The sequence below is a fragment of the Mucilaginibacter ginsenosidivorans genome, assembly GCF_007971025.1.
Classification (GTDB): Bacteria; Bacteroidota; Bacteroidia; order Sphingobacteriales; family Sphingobacteriaceae; genus Mucilaginibacter; species Mucilaginibacter ginsenosidivorans.
Genome location: NZ_CP042436.1, coordinates 772,978 through 787,623, shown reverse-complemented (window position 1 = coordinate 787,623; position 14,646 = coordinate 772,978). Strand labels below are relative to the sequence as shown.

At 43.7% G+C, this 14,646-nt stretch carries 14 protein-coding genes and 1 pseudogene; 3 read left to right on the top strand and 12 right to left on the bottom strand.

The window, feature by feature from the left end:
• Positions 1-39: 39 nt before the first annotated feature.
• The 12 genes and pseudogenes from FRZ54_RS03635 to ruvX all read right to left on the bottom strand — a co-directional run bounded on the left by FRZ54_RS03635 (position 40) and on the right by ruvX (position 11,502).
• Positions 40-1,830, bottom strand: coding sequence for a recombinase family protein (locus FRZ54_RS03635; protein ID WP_147030288.1), 1,791 nt, complete (start codon positions 1,828-1,830; stop codon positions 40-42).
• A 59-nt stretch (positions 1,831-1,889) separates the two neighbouring features.
• Positions 1,890-2,732, bottom strand: a pseudogene (locus tag FRZ54_RS03630) (YifB family Mg chelatase-like AAA ATPase); the annotation flags it as partial.
• A gap of 58 nt (positions 2,733-2,790) precedes the next feature.
• A complete protein-coding gene (locus tag FRZ54_RS03625; RefSeq protein WP_147030287.1) occupies positions 2,791-3,174 on the bottom strand; it encodes a hypothetical protein in 384 nt (127 codons plus the stop codon).
• Positions 3,175-3,355: 181 nt separating this feature from the next.
• Entirely contained in the window at positions 3,356-4,942 is a 1,587-nt protein-coding gene (locus FRZ54_RS03620) for a M1 family metallopeptidase (protein ID WP_147030286.1), read from the bottom strand.
• A gap of 85 nt (positions 4,943-5,027) precedes the next feature.
• Complete coding sequence (ffh, locus tag FRZ54_RS03615) at positions 5,028-6,353, bottom strand: signal recognition particle protein (RefSeq protein WP_147030285.1); 1,326 nt, start codon at positions 6,351-6,353, stop codon at positions 5,028-5,030.
• A 73-nt stretch (positions 6,354-6,426) separates the two neighbouring features.
• A complete protein-coding gene (locus FRZ54_RS03610; RefSeq protein ID WP_147030284.1) occupies positions 6,427-6,924 on the bottom strand; it encodes a hypothetical protein in 498 nt (165 codons plus the stop codon).
• A 76-nt stretch (positions 6,925-7,000) separates the two neighbouring features.
• Entirely contained in the window at positions 7,001-8,005 is a 1,005-nt protein-coding gene (locus tag FRZ54_RS03605) for a DUF3078 domain-containing protein (RefSeq protein ID WP_147030283.1), read from the bottom strand.
• 123 nt (positions 8,006-8,128) lie between these two features.
• Positions 8,129-8,869 (bottom strand): hypothetical protein, encoded by a 741-nt coding sequence (locus tag FRZ54_RS03600; protein ID WP_147030282.1) that lies wholly within the window; start codon positions 8,867-8,869, stop codon positions 8,129-8,131.
• A gap of 97 nt (positions 8,870-8,966) precedes the next feature.
• Positions 8,967-9,833, bottom strand: a complete 867-nt coding sequence (locus FRZ54_RS03595) for a glucosaminidase domain-containing protein (protein WP_147030281.1) — start codon at positions 9,831-9,833, stop codon at positions 8,967-8,969.
• 62 nt (positions 9,834-9,895) lie between these two features.
• Positions 9,896-10,426, bottom strand: a complete 531-nt coding sequence (locus tag FRZ54_RS03590) for a glucosaminidase domain-containing protein (protein ID WP_147030280.1) — start codon at positions 10,424-10,426, stop codon at positions 9,896-9,898.
• 3 nt (positions 10,427-10,429) lie between these two features.
• Positions 10,430-11,068: an O-methyltransferase gene (locus FRZ54_RS03585; protein ID WP_147030279.1), complete on the bottom strand. Its 639-nt coding sequence runs from the start codon at positions 11,066-11,068 to the stop codon at positions 10,430-10,432.
• Between the two features lie 23 nt (positions 11,069-11,091).
• Positions 11,092-11,502, bottom strand: a complete 411-nt coding sequence (gene ruvX / locus FRZ54_RS03580; RefSeq protein ID WP_147030278.1) for a Holliday junction resolvase RuvX — start codon at positions 11,500-11,502, stop codon at positions 11,092-11,094.
• Positions 11,503-11,647: 145 nt separating this feature from the next.
• On the opposite strand from ruvX, the gene FRZ54_RS03575 reads away from it, so the two are divergent.
• Genes FRZ54_RS03575 through FRZ54_RS03565 form a run of 3 tightly spaced genes read left to right on the top strand, consistent with a single transcriptional unit; the run spans position 11,648 to position 14,597 of the window.
• On the top strand, positions 11,648-12,793 hold the full coding sequence (locus FRZ54_RS03575; RefSeq protein ID WP_147030277.1) for a DNA polymerase III subunit: 1,146 nt from the start codon (positions 11,648-11,650) through the stop codon (positions 12,791-12,793).
• A gap of 3 nt (positions 12,794-12,796) precedes the next feature.
• On the top strand, positions 12,797-14,128 hold the full coding sequence (locus FRZ54_RS03570) for a PSP1 domain-containing protein (protein ID WP_147030276.1): 1,332 nt from the start codon (positions 12,797-12,799) through the stop codon (positions 14,126-14,128).
• A complete protein-coding gene (locus FRZ54_RS03565; RefSeq protein WP_147030275.1) occupies positions 14,097-14,597 on the top strand; it encodes a gliding motility lipoprotein GldH in 501 nt (166 codons plus the stop codon). Before FRZ54_RS03570 ends, FRZ54_RS03565 begins: the two co-directional genes overlap by 32 nt.
• The last annotated feature ends 49 nt before the right edge of the window (positions 14,598-14,646 follow it).

The window sequence follows — 14,646 nt, the reverse complement described above, 5'->3', positions numbered from 1 at the left end:
ATTACTTCCTGTTTTTTACAGGAAGTATCAATTGAGTATTCAATATTTATGCTCGATATTATCTAAAAAACGAGAACCTGTTGTTTGCTCATCCCCTAACCATAAATGTTGCGATAGATTAACTTCGTGAGTTATCTCCCCGGACCTATGTCCATTTGGTTTATAACCGACCTCGACCTTATTGGTCATCTTTAAACCTGTTAATTCATCGAATTTATATTCGATAATGATACGATGCGCTTCCGGATATCTATAGTTTGTCCAAAATAAGCCCCTGTCTAATATTATACGTTTTATAAACGCTCTAATAAAGCTTTGCTTTTGTTCAAACGTTGCTGTTTCCGGTTCGATAAGTTTAAGGTAATTTTTTACGTGAGCTATTAATTTATCCTTACTTCTGTAAACGGAAAGTGCTTTTTCTGCGGTCGCCTTTTTATCTTCATAAATTATAATTTCGTTATCATATTCACTGTTAAGTAATTTAAAGTCTGATTCGCTGATTCTTTCCTCATTAAAATTTCTCAATAACTTCAGTTTTGATTTTTGAATTTCGTCTAAACTTTTATTCGCAAACTCAACATCTGCTAAGTTGTCCTTTATACTTGAATTTCCATTATAGCTATTTTCTTCTTCAAATCGTTCAAAGTGCTTAACTATGGCTTGTTCAATATTTAAGCATTCATTCCAAACCAAATTATTTAGAAAATCTATATCTACTCCTTTATTTCCGCACCATTCATTTTTGTATTTCTGACTTAGACACACATAAGCCTTGTCTTTTAGATCTGCTCTAAGCTTACCGTAAAAAGACTTAAAACACCTACCGCAGACAAGTAAACCTTTTAAAAGAAACTTATTTTTCGTTATCCGATTGGGGTCATTTGAGTTAGGTGGTGATTTGAATTTTTTTCGTTCCGCAAATAACAGTTGCACGCTATCGAATATATTGGGTTCTATGATGATAGGGCAAGGGATTTTTTGGTCATTAAACCGCTTCTCTCCCTTGTATATCGGGTTTTTAAGGATGCTCATTACAACGCTATCTCTCCATTTAAATTCTTTAGGTTGTTTTACTTGCTTATCTTCAATAATTGCTCCATCCTCTATAGTAACTATTCTTTTTTTCCCAATTCTCATTTGGCCGGAAGCCGTGGTATTCCTTTTAGTCGGTATACCCCTGTCATTTAAGTATCCTGCAATAGCGAATGAACCCATGCCACCGATATACAACTCAAAAATGTTTTTAATGACTGTAGCTTCCTTTTCGTTTATATGTAAGACTTTATCAATCCTGTCATATCCATAGGCAACCATGGCCCCGCCTCCAGCATTCTTTCCCTCCGACATGCTTCTTTCAAGTCCACGTTTTACGCGAGCTTTCGTTTGTAAACTTTCATAAGATGCAAAAACACCCTTAATTCGCCCCATCAATTCAATGTTTGGGTCGCTTAAATTAAACTCACCTCCTGGGAAATATATCTTTATGCCAGCCTCCTTTAATTTAGTTATTATATACTGAGGCTCTTCATAGTTAGAATCTCGGCTCCATCGATCTATATCTACTGAATACATTCCACCGATTTTCCTATCTTCAATGTCGTTAAGCATTTTCAACAAGCCTTGTCGATCTTCAATTCCTTTAGTTCCGGATAATCCTGAATCATCATAAAATTCAAAATCCCATCCTAATTCACGGGCAAGTTTTTCACCCCGCATTTTTTGGTCTAAAGCAGAAATGCCTTCTTTTGCTTGTTGTTGTGTGGAAACGCGAATGTATATCGCTAATTTATTGGGAAGAGGTAACTCTATATTCGTTTTTTTGCGTGACATGCTTTATTCAGAAAGGATTGAATTAAAACAAACATACAAAACTGAAACAACTATTTAATAACATCGCTGATAGTATGGTGCGGCGAGCGGAACGGTCTTATCGTGACCAAAGCATCTGTAGTAGAAAGTTTACCTGCCACAGAATGTATCTTGGTAGTCTCAAGCGATTCATACAGGGTCAGGGGTGGCAATATCGATGGCAGCCTGCGCGCCAGCATCGTCTTACCTGCCCCCGGCGGACCGATCAATATCACGTTATGCCCACCGGCGGCGGCTATTTCCAGGGCACGTTTAATGTTTTCTTGTCCCTTTACTTCGCTAAAATCGCTGTCGTAATTACAGAGGCTGTTAAAGAATTCCTCTCGGGTATTTACTATTTCTTGCTGAAGTTGGCCTTCGCCATTGAAAAACCGCGCCACTTCGGTTATATTTTCAACTCCATAAACTTCCAGATCGTTAACTATCGCCGCCTCGCGTGCATTTTGTTTAGGTAATATAAATCCTTTGAAACCATCTTTTCGTGCTTGTATAGCTATCGGCAATGCACCTTTGATCGGCTGAAGGCTGCCGTCGAGCGATAGCTCGCCCATGATGATGTATTTGTCCAGGTCATTCGCTTCCACCTGTCCCGATGCGGCCAGCACAGCGGTAGCGATAGTAAGATCATAGGCCGAACCTTCCTTTTTGATATCGGCAGGCGCCATATTAACTACAACCTGCTGGCGCGGCATACGATAACCTGTATTTTTGAGTGCCGACTCGATACGGAAATAACTCTCCTTGACAGCATTATCAGGCAAACCGACAATAAAGTACTTAGTACCGGCAGCAATATTTACCTCTACCGTAATTGTAATAGCCTGTATACCGAATACTGCGCTGCCGAAAGTTTTAACTAACACCGTGACAAAGTTTAATACGGCGTAAGTTACAGAAATCCGGAAGTTTCCGCAATTGCGCTTACCCGATAGTAAAGATCAAAAAACCACAGATCAGGATCACGTTTACAAGTACTACAACCGACCAGGTGTTTGGGTTGTGCCTGCCAAGCAAACGCATGCGCGCATTGATGTTTTTGAACCATTTATTGTTTAAAAACATGAAATGATTGATCAGCAGCAAAAATGTTGCACCGAATACCAGCGTGGTTTCGGTAAGCGGTGTAGCCGTTATCATCTGCGACCGCAGCATGAGCTGCATGACCAGCAACAGGCATGTTAGGGCGATAATAAGCAAAAAGCTTACGTTGAACAGCGATTTGAAACGGGGTTGATCACCCTGGCCGAAATTTTTGAATGTCCACCTGTAAAGCGATACATAAATGGACTGACATGACTTTAACATAGCGATACGTGTTTAGAGGTTTATCGCTACGAAGCTTTGGGGCTAAGCTTCATAGTGGTTTTGGCTTGTTTATTATAAAACGTATCGCCTTGCGAAAAAGTATATTATTCTGCAATAAGTTTATTTGCCAAACATAATATGATAAACTGTTATAAAAATAGAATAATATACACCATTGGCGTCAATTCCCTTTCTCAAGCTTTATCTCGGCAAGTAAGTTTACATTGGGGTCGAAAATTACATTGGTTGGCGTTCCCTTTACCGGGATCTGCACCGTGGTTAGCTTATTCTTTATTTCAATTTGATGCACTTCGTCACCTATCTGGCACTCAAGGGTAAATTCGTAAAGGTTACTTTGTACCTGCCCCACTTCAATCTCCACCATTTTTTCAGCAGAGTCATAATTCCATTTAGCTGACAGCTGAAGATGACCTGGAGTATACAGCCATTGCTTAAAAAATTGTTCCAGCGGCTGTTCACCGGCTTTTTGCATTACCGCCTGAAAATCGTCGGTATTAGCATTACTGCCATTATACTTTTCATAGTATTCACGTATGCTCTTCCAAAACTTTTCCTCTCCTAGTTTGCGGCGCAGCATGTGTAACACCCACCCGCCTTTTTTATAACTGTTTGGGTTTAACAGTTGCATAAAATCATCCTTTACCGCTGTATCAACAACTGGAGTAAACCGCGTTTTTTCAAACGCAAAAACATCATTTCTGTCGGCTATAAGCCTCTGTTTTAAGATATCTTCACCATATTTATTTTCAAGATAAACATTGGTCATATAAGTCGCAAAGCCCTCGCTTAGCCACAGGTGTACAAAGCTTTTTTCTGTGGCAGCATCGCCAAACCACTGGTGCGCTATTTCATGGGCCATTAGTTCCTCCAGGCTTCTATCGCCTACGGAATTCTCGTAATAAAAAATACAGCCCGCGTTTTCAAGGCCGCCGAACCTTGTTTTGGATTGCACATTTGCTAATTTTTCAAAGGCATAGGGTCCAAATTTTTGTACATAAAAGGGAAGTATCTCTTTTGCATAAGCATAGCCGGCAAAACCTACCTCCTTGTTTTCGGGGTATACATAACTATAAACAGGTACTTTTCCTATATCAGCAACATGGTCTATAGCAAAATCAGCTATGCCGATCACCATAATTTTTGTCGAAAGCGGCTCCGATTCCTTCCAGTGCGTAACTTTCAGGTCGCCGGGTTGGTTTACTTCGCTTACTTTTGCGCCATTTGCAACAACCTGGTAGTGAGCCGGTGCCGTTATAATGAAATCGACCGTTGCTTTATCAGCCGGATCGTCCACACAAGGCATCCAGTTATGTGCGCGGTCGGGCCAGTTATCGCCGAAAAAGCCGCGATGCCCGAACTTATTTTTTGCGATGATCAACCCGTCAGCCGGAATACCCTGGTAAGTGATAATGTAAGTGTGCTTGCTCCCCTCACGCGCCGGCGACAAAATGTTTAACGACTGCTCAGCCTGCTTAAATTCCAGCTGGTTTTTCTTTTCCATTACACTGGTTACTGTCATCCCCTTCCCGCTTTTGTCCGGCCTGGTCAGGTCGAGGTTAAACGATCCCGCCTCCTGCAAAAACCTGACGGTCACTTCGGCCCTGCCATATATCGTATCATTCTGATCATTTACCCGGATAGCGTAACCATAGTGCTGCACATCTATGGTTGCACCTGGTACCTGCGCTTTTACAGGCAGCGAAATTAATAGCGAGAAATATAAGAGATATAAAAACGGCTTGCGCATAAAGGAATATTGAGTAGCCAAAGGTAAATGATTTAGGGAACAAAAAAGCGGCTGCCGCCGCTCTTGAGTTACTTTCGCATATTTCTTATTTCGGCATTCTTCGCATCATATTGGCCATAGCGGCAGGGTTGCTCATCTGCTTCATCACCTTACGCATGTCCTCAAACTGCTTTAGCAGGCGATTCACTTCCTGCATATCAGTCCCCGAACCTTTTGCGATCCGGTTGCGGCGGCTTTGGTTGATCGAATCCGGGTTCTCCTTTTCAAATGGCGTCATCGACTGGATAATAGCCTCGATATTTTTGAAAGCATTATCATCAACTTCAACATTCTTCATCATTTTACCAACGCCTGGTATCATGCCCATCAGGTCCTTCATGTTACCCATTTTCTTGATCTGCTGTATCTGGCTGTAGAAGTCGTTAAAATCAAATTTATTCTTGCGGATCTTCTTTTGCAGTTCGGCCGCCTCTTTCTCGTCAAATTGCTGCTGCGCGCGTTCAACGAGCGATATTACGTCGCCCATACCCAGGATACGCGAAGCCATACGATCCGGGTGGAATACATCAAGTGCTTCCATCTTCTCACCCGTACCAATGAATTTGATAGGCTTATCTACCACCGACTTGATCGATAGCGCCGCACCACCACGGGTATCGCCATCAAGCTTAGTCAGCACCACGCCGGTAAAGTCCAGCCTGTCGTTAAATACTTTGGCGGTATTAACAGCATCCTGGCCTGTCATGGAATCCACCACGAACAATATCTCGTGCGGGTTAACAGCTGCCTTTACCTGTTCTATCTCCACCATCATGGCCTCATCTACCGACAAACGACCCGCTGTATCTACTATTACAACGTTATTACCCTGCTGTTTGGCAAGGGCAACACCTTCTTTTGCTATCGCGATCGGATCTTTCGATTCCAAATTAGCATAAACCGGTATGCCTATTTGCTCACCCAAAACCTTTAGCTGTTCAATGGCCGCAGGGCGGTAAACGTCACCGGCAACCAGTAAGGGTTTTTTATTCTTTTGCGTTTTCAGGAAATTAGCCAGCTTGCCACTGAAAGTGGTTTTACCTGCACCGTTCAACCCTGCTATCAGGATAACGGTAGGTGTAGCCGGAAAATTCAATTCGGCGGTGCTGCCACCCATCAGGGCAGCCAGCTCGTCGTTCATGATCTTGGTCAGCAACTGTCCCGGCGATATGGCAGTCAGCACATTTTGACCAAGCGCTTTCTGCTTTACATCATCGGTAAAAGTTTTGGCGGTTTTATAGTTAACGTCAGCATCCAGAAGGGCCTTGCGGATCTCCTTCATGGTTTCAGCCACGTTTATCTCAGTAATGGTCCCCTGGCCCTTCAGGACCTTGAACGCCCTGTCGAGTTTATCTGAAAGATTTTCAAACATTGTTATTACAAGTAAAATAAGGGTGCAAAGTTAAGATTTTGAAGTGATTTGCTCAATCAAACTTGGGTAAAGCTTATTTGGATTTTCGGATTTGAGTTTCGAGTTTTTTAATAAATGTCTGATAACCGCTGGTCTCCATACTGCTTACCCTGATGATACTGCCACTTTTAAGTTGTAGCTTAACAGTTTCTCCTACTTTCACCCAATCTCTTGTAAATGCACTCCTGCTTATATCGATCTTGTTGTCCTTATGAAATGTCCGCTCTATCTCGGTGAATAAAACTGTCCGCTTCCAAGAAAGCAACGGCCTGGTGATCACAAGTTCTGTTGAAGTCAGGTAGCATATCTTAAATGCGAGAATAAGCCACAAACTGCACAACACAAAAAAGAGGAATCCTCCTAAAATGATCCCGGTAATAATTTCCGACGACTGATCATGCGCGTGGGCGGCGTTCTTAAACATTGGCATCACCAAACTCCCGATAAAACAGAAAAACCCTGCGCTCAACAGATAAATCACCAAATAAACATAAGGAGGTTTGGTTTTATAAACATACTGTTCGGGGGTCATATAGGAATAGCTATTGTTCGGTTTAGAGAAAAATATTCCGCTAAAATACGACAAAGCATCCCTATTAAGGTAAATTTCACGGGAATGTATAAGCTACGCCCATTGATATCCCTTCAGTGGCCTGAGGGTCGTGCGAGGTATTCTTATCATAAAGCAGTGTGGCGTTCATGCTAACGTTGATCAATTTATTAACTTTTGCTGTCAGGGTAGCATCTACGCGGTGCGTGGTATAGGCAAATGGCTGTACATATGGGATAAAAATGGCGTAACGGGCGTTCAAATGCAGATTTTTCATCAGGTCCTTATCCACTGTTGCTACCCCCTGGAATGCCAGCTGGTTATAGAATGTGTGGCCGGGTTTCACACCGTAGTTCTCCGGCAGGTTGTGGTAAATAGTAGTATCGGTTACGAAGGTCTGTTTCGCCGTGCCGGTGCCCAAGCGTATATCGTAATATTTATTGGGCTTGTACTCAAAACCGATGGACTCGGTCAGGTAGCCTGGCGCCATAAAGTTTGAAATGGTAAGTCCCTTCGTCACAGGGTTACCTGCGGCATCAGTATAAGTATACCCTGCGGTAAATTGAGATTCAAAACTTAGCGATCCGAAAAAATACCACTGTTTTGATATTCGCGTTGCCAGTTTGTTATCTAAAAATATACGGTCGTTTGTTTTGCGTGATCCCTGGCCCTTGTTCGCAGCAATGCCATAGATGAGGTTGGTCTCCGTCGTATAGTCGAGCGGCGTTTTGTTGTAATCTGCTTTAAAATCGAAATTTGTCCCCAATGCCACCGAGCTTATCCCACCGGCACTCCAGTTACCGGTAAAAGCCGCCTGGTTAAAGTTGAGTCCCCATACGACACTCTTATGCCAGTAGCTTACCTTGTAATCGAGCAGCTCCACAGGTATTAATTGTTCTGTCACCTGGACAGGTCTTACGTGGCTAGGAAGCGAGTTGCGGGCCGGCTCAAGACGATATTTGTTGAGCAAGTTAGTGTCTGCTTTTAAGGTATCGGTTTTTTGTGCGAAGGCGGACGAGAAAATAAAAGTAAATAGCAATAGTCCAAGACCTGTCTTTAACATAGTGATGCAAATTAAAGCAAAACCCGTTGGTTTTTAAAAGAAAATCCTTTTCTATAACAGGATAATATACATGTTTATTGTCCCCTGTACCACTATTCCCAAAGCCACTTCCGATTGGCGGGATCAGTCTTCTGAAACAGCTTTAGGCGAATCTAATTCGGAATTAGTTTGATGTGACGGTGGCAAGGCATAGGATTTTCTTGATTTCAGGAATCTTCTCAAACTCGTCCGGATATAAACGATAAATTCATATTCGGTATCGTTTGTTACCGTAAAATAGCTTGGCCTGTAGCGATGCATAAACTCAGTAAGGTCCTCGCCATTTAATTTGGTGATATTGCCAACAAATGAGCGGCTGAAGCGATAATCGATCACATTTTGCTCATAATCACCTTGTATCAGCTCCTGCAGGTGTTGCGCGTTCTGCCCGCTTTTACTTAACGAATTGTACAATGCATCCAGGTTAAGCCCTGCCCCGCCACCCGGTGCCGTGCTGAACGGGTCGCTGAAAGCACGGGAACCGTATGCTTTATTATACTCCCTTTTGGTAGCCAGCAAGCGTTGTAACGGTGTGTGAAGCGAATCGCGGATGGTCACTTCTTTCAACATTATCGCCGTGCGCTGCATGTAAATAACCATGCTTTCAGTATTTTTCACCAAAACGGTGTCGGGCAAAAAATCCTCTTTGGTAAACACCAGCTTGTCCCCGATCCGAGCATCTATCTTAAAAGCCCCTTTAAGATCATTGTACCACAGCGCCCCTGTACGCAGGTTCAATATGCCTATTCGGGCCAGGCGTTCCTTCGTATCCTTATCGAATACTATCCCGTCGAGTTGCTTGTCCTGGCCTAGTGCTGTAAACACTTGAATTGCTAATACCGGTAATATCAGCCAAAATTTTTTCTTAAAAAACCTATCTCTCTTACCGGCTTGCATTCGCATTAATTGAATAATTATCCCACTATTTCCCTACCACCAGTTTTTGCCCTATCTTAATATTATTACCGGGCAGGTTGTTTAACGATTTTAGCTGGTCGACGGTTAGTCCAAAACGTCGTGAAATAGAGTATAGTGTATCGCCCTGTGCAACTGTATATGTTTTATTTTGAGTATTTGAGTCAACGGGTGTATCGGTAACAGTCATTTTGGCTACCGTATCCTTCAGCGCAGCTATCGCGTTGGCCTCTATCTGCGGCAGTACGCGATCCTCGCGCTGCTCTTTCTGTACAGGTGTCTCCGGAAGATCATACTGGTCCAGGTTATATTTCTGTATAACGTTGATCAGCAGTTGCGGGTAATTGGGATTAGTGGCGTAACCTGCGGCCTTCAGCCCGTTTGCCCAACCTACATAATCGTTCTTGTCCAGCTTAAATAGATTGGCATATCTCGGCCTTTTCAGGAATTCAGAATGATCGCGGTACGAATCCTCGGCATTGTTATATACCCTGAAGCAGTCGTTGTGATTATCGTCGTCCTTATAATAAGTTTTACCCTGCCATTGACTGTTGCATTTAATGCCAAAATGGTTATTGGCCACACGGGCAAGTTCGCTGTTACCGCTACCCGATTCGAATAATCCCTGCGCCAGCGTAATACTTGCCGGTATACCGTAAAGGTTCATTTCCTGTATAGCAACGGTTTTATAATGATCAATATACTCCAGCGATGTCATTGATCTATAATTAGCAATGGCTTCGCTGTTGTCTTTTTGTACCTGTTGGTTGTTCCGGCGTGCCTCCCGGTTGCTGATAAGATCTTTATGTACAGAGCATGAGCTCAGAAAAATACCTGCAATAAATAAAATGGAAGAGTAAACGATTTTTTGCATGCTCAATAAACCTAAAAATGGAACAGATTATTCCACCCCAAACTTAAGATTTATTAGTCAATTTATGGTGTTGCTGCTGCTAACTGGGCCTGATCAGCGGGGTTTTCGTCGAGAAGGTTGAGCTGGTACTTTTTGATAAGCCCCAAAACCTGGGCGGCCCATTTCCGGCTTGCAGCATACCCGCTGCGCTGAATACCTTTGGCCCAGCCTACATAATCGTAGTGCTTAAGTTCCTGGTTAAGGTGGCTGAATTGCTTGCGTTCGGTCATGATGCGGGCAAAATCCTGGAAAGAATCCATAACCGATTCATACTTTTTGTAAGGTGTAAGCTTTCTCTTTTTTTGCGTGTAAAGGACGTTCATTCCGCTTCCTTTAACACCAAACTGGTTATTGAACTGCTGCGCCAGCAAACTGGTGCCACTGCCTGATTCGTGCATGGCCACTGCAAGTACAATGCTGGCGGGTATACCGCTCTGGTGCATAATGCGGATGGCGTTGTCTTTGAATTTTTCGATGTAGGATGTAGAGGTATTTTGAGCTGAAACTGCGATACAGCTTAGTAAAAGAGCAATAACCAGAATTGTTTTCTTCATAATCTACTTTTTTCGAATGATCATAATGCCGTCGCGTACCGGGAGTATCAATTTTTCCACCCTGGTATCTTTGGCAACGTGATCATTAAGTTCCCGGATCGATCTGGTGTCAGCGTCTGTTTCTTCGCTGTATACCTTACCTTTCCACAAAACATTATCAATTATAATTAGCCCGCCTGATCTTACTTTATCAAATACTAAATTAAAGTAAGATAAATTATTCTTTTTGTCGGCATCGATAAAAACCATATCGAAGCTATCTTCATTTATTTCTACGATAATCTGGGCTGCGGGGCCGAAATGCTGGATTATCTTTTTATCCACATTTGTTGATTTGAAATGTTGGTTAAGCATTTCTTCAAATTCCCTGTCGATCTCTATGGTATGGATCAGGCCATCTTCTGCCAGTCCCTCTGCAAGGCAAATGGTTGAATAGCCGGTAAATGTTCCTATCTCCAGTATACGCCGCGGCTGCATCATTTTGCTCAACATGCTCAGCAACCGGCCCTGGTAATGGCCCGACAACATGTGCGGACGAAGCACCTTCAGGTAAGTATAGCGATTGATTTTTTGCAACTCCGCGGGTTCCGGGTCGCAATGATCTTCGAGGTAGAGCTGAAGGTCATGGGGTAGAATCTCCATGCGGCAAAAGTAAGAAAATTAATTTAATGGAAATTTTGCATCCACGACTGCAATAAAATGGTCGCCGAAATGGTATCTACCAGTTCCTTATTTTGCCTGGCTTTTTTTCCCATGCCGCTTTGAGCGATAGCTGCTGATGCCATTTTAGAAGTGAATCGCTCATCGAGCATTTCTACAGGAATTTCGGGAAAAGTTTTCTTCAGCAGGTTGACAAATCCTTTGACGTGAACGGCCGATTGCGAGGGCGTGTTGTCCATTTGCTTCGGTTCGCCGACAACAAATCGTTCAACGGTCTCGGTTTGCAGGTATTTTTTAAGGTAATCAACAATATCTTTTGGGTGAATGGTATCCAACCCTGTAGCAATGATCTGCATAGGGTCTGTAACCGCTATGCCAATGCGTTTGGTACCGTAATCAAAAGCCATAACTCTCATGCTTTAAGATTTGAAACGTGAGATATGAGATACGAGAGCATAGTCAAAGATACTGGTTAATCTTGTATCCGTTCAATGTAAATTCCGGCCTTGCCGCAGCTATCTCATTTCTCTAATCTCATGTCTAATTACTACCTTGCACCAAATGCAGTTTAAACACATAATAGGGCAGGAAGCTGTAAAGCAAAGATTGATGGCCACGGTAAGGGACAACCGAGTGAGTCATGCGCAATTGTTCCTGGGGCCTGAAGGGTCGGGGAGTTTGGCGCTTGCTGTTGCTTATGCTCAATACCTTTCCTGCGAGGATAAGCAAGACAGAGATTCCTGCAGCGTTTGTTCTTCCTGCCGGAAATATGAAAAACTGGTACACCCCGATCTGCATTTTTCTTACCCCTTTTTCGCCAAAGACAAAAATGACACGGCGCTATCTTTTATCGAGCAATGGCGCGAGGCCTTTTTGGCGAATCCGTACCTGAACCTTGACTTGTGGCGCGGCTACCTGGATGCCGAAAATAAACAAGCCAACATCAATATTGCCGAGTGTCACCAGATCATAAAAAAATTAAGCTTTAAGCCGTTCGAATCGGCTTACAAAGTGCTTATACTCTGGTTGCCCGAATACCTGGAAAAGGAAGGTAATTCGCTGCTGAAGATCATTGAAGAACCACAGCCCAATACTTTGTTTTTATTGGTGGCCCAAAACCAGGACCAGATATTGAATACTATTCTTTCGCGTACGCAACTTGTAAAAATTCCCGCTCTGGCTTACGACGACATTAAACTGGACCTGATGGAAAACCATCATCAAACCGAACTTGCCGCCTCGGAAATAGCTTACCTGAGTAATGGAAACATGACGGAAGCGCTGGCAATGCTAAAGCAATCGGATAAAGGCTTTCACGCTCTTTTTGTGCAGTGGCTAAGGCTTTGCTATGGAAACAAGGGCTCGGAAATAATGGCTTTTGTGGACCAGGCGGCCAAGCTTGGCCGGGAAAATCAAAAGAATTTTTTACGATACGGTATCAGTTTCATCCGCGAATGTTGCCTGTTAATGGCGGGAGCCGGAAGCCTGGTGCATTTACCGCCGCAGGAGCTGGACACAGCTCAAAAAATGACCGGCGTAATGAACACTGCGATGGCCCAGGCCATAAGCGCAGAGCTGGAAAAGGCTCATTACCACGTGGAAAGAAATGCAAATCCGAAAATTCTATTTTTAGATGTATCTTTACAAATTGTTAAAGTTTTAAATTTTAAAACGCTCCCCCTGGGGACTCATTATATACCGAACTAAATTATGGGATGTGGAAGTTGCTCAACGGGTGGTTGTGCCCCCGCTGGCTGCAAAAGTAACGGTTCGTGCCTTACTAATGGTTGCAGCAAATTAGACGTTTACGACTGGCTTTCCGACATGGATATGCCGGCAAACTATAAGCCTTTCGCTATTATCGAGGTTAAATTCAAAGGTTCAAGAAAGGACTTTTTCGTAAATAACGATAATATTTACCTGGAGGCCGGCGAATTGGTAGCTGTTGAAACCGCTACGGGCGGCTACGATGTCGGTCACGTTTCGGTAACCGGCGAACTGGTGCGCATGCAGATGCAAAAACACCGGGTAAAGGAGGAAGACGTTACTAAAAAAATATACAGGAAAGCTACTACAACAGACGTTGAAAAATGGAAGGCCGCTAAAGATCTGGAATGGGAAACCATGCACCGTTCCCGCAAGCTGGCGCTGGAACTGGGTCTGTCCATGAAGATAAGCGATGTTGACTACCAGGGCGATAAAACCAAAGCCACTTTTTATTATACAGCCGAGGGACGTGTTGATTTTCGCGAGCTGATCAAACGTATGGCCGAAGCCTTCAGAATACGTATCGAGATGCGGCAGATTGGGATGCGCCAGGAGGCAAGCCGCCTTGGCGGGATAGGATCCTGCGGCCGCGAACTGTGTTGCTCTACCTGGTTAACTGACTTTAAAACGGTTTCCACATCAGCCGCCAGGTATCAGAATCTTTCTTTAAACACGCTGAAACTGGCCGGTCAGTGCGGCAAGCTGAAATGCTGTCTCAACTACGAACTGGATACTTATATGGATGCCTTAAAAGGCATACCCGATAACGTAAATGTGCTTAAGACCGAAAAGGGCGATGCGCGCCTGCAAAAGACCGATATCTTTAAGAAACTGATGTGGTTTAGCTACCCGATGGAGGATAGCTGGATCCCGCTGGAAATTGACCGGGTAAAGGAAATTCAGCAGCAAAATAAAGACGGTATATTTCCACCCGACCTCGGCGAAATAAAGGAGCTGGAAAGCAAACCTGCTAAAGTATTGGATTATGAGAACGTAGTGGGACAGGATAGCCTCACCCGCCTTGATGAGCGCAATCGTAACAAAAAGAAAAACAAGAACCGAAATAAGAACCAGGGGAACCGTCCGCAGCAACCACAGCCACAGGGAAACGCTGTGAAAGAGCAGCAGCCCAGGCCGGCACAGCAGCAGGTGCGCCAGCCGGATGGCCAGGCAGAAGGGCAGGGTAGCAACAACAACCGGAACAAACGCAGGTTCAGGCCAAATAAGAACAAGCAAAATCGTAATGATAATAAAGGTAACGAAAGCGGCTCGTAAAAAGCTTCTGGTAGCATTGCCCGCAATAATTGTTCTGTTAGCAACAGGCTGCGCCGACCCCAATGCTATTACCGATCAGAATACATCCATCGAAAACCGCAACTGGTCGTACGCAAATACCATCAAAAATGATGTGAAAATAGACGATGCTTCCATCCCCTATAACATTTACATCAACCTGCGGGTGACGGGTGATTATCGTTATTCCAACATTTTTGTACTGCTCAGGCGCAATGGGCCGGGACTGAATTCACTTACCCGCTTCGAACTAAAACTGGCCGAGCCGGACGGTCGCTGGCTGGGGACAGGTTCGGGTAATTTATACAGTTACCAGGTGCCAGTCATTACCAACTACAAATTCCCTGCTAAGGGAACCTATCATTTCCAGATCGAACAAAACATGCGCGATAACCCTTTACACGAAGTGAGTGACGTAGGGTTAAGGGTTGAGAAAGCGCCTGGTAAATAATATCCGTCCTACGAAATTTTTTGTCATCAATCTTCGAAATTTCATACCT